Source organism: Vibrio sp. Y176, assembly GCF_033438945.1.
This window is the reverse complement of sequence record NZ_JAWOQS010000787.1, coordinates 1-609: the sequence shown is the minus strand read 5'-3', so window position 1 is coordinate 609 and position 609 is coordinate 1. Positions and strand designations below refer to the sequence as shown.

General features: G+C 48.9%; 1 protein-coding gene. It reads left to right on the top strand.

The genetic code is table 11. The features are described 5' to 3' along the window. Nucleotides 1–458, top strand: a 458-nt coding sequence (locus R7O13_RS28655) for an NEW3 domain-containing protein (RefSeq protein ID WP_318305434.1), incomplete at its 5' end; no start/stop codon positions are given. Between the last annotated feature and the right edge of the window lie 151 nt (nt 459–609).

Sequence of the window (609 nt, the reverse complement as noted above, 5' to 3'; positions counted from 1 at the left end):
ATTGGAAAGATACTGCGTTACCAGTGGGTGACAGTTTCACCGATCCAGTTTCTGGTCTCACGATTAATCTTGCGAGTGCAGCCAATGGTTTTGCCGGTGTGAACGTATCGTTTAATGGTTCGGTAACTCCAAGCGTTTGCGAGATGTCTGCGCCAAGTGTGTCTGTGAAAGCGACGTCTGATACACAAGTTAATGCTGGCGACACGGTTGAATATCAACTGACGGTAACAAACACGGCGAATGACGTTTGTGGCACGATTCGTTTTGATGTGTCTGCTCAAGTAGAGAGTGGCTGGCAAGCGAGCTCTCAATCTATTTCCCTTGCCTCTGGCGAATCTAGCGTGGCTACCATCGCGGTGACTTCTGCTCTAAGTGCAACCTCTGGTGACTACCCTGTGACGTTTAATGTGGTAAACACGAAAGATGAGGCTTACAACGTGGCGACACAAGCTTCGTAGGCCGTTGCTGAGCAGCAAACGGGCAGTGGTGATGTAGTGGCGGTTGACGATAACGTTCAGATGAGCAAAGTTTCAACGGTAACCATCAATGTGTTGGGTAATGACATCATTGCTGATGGTGTGTTTGTCGAGATCTCAGCAATGAGCGCAC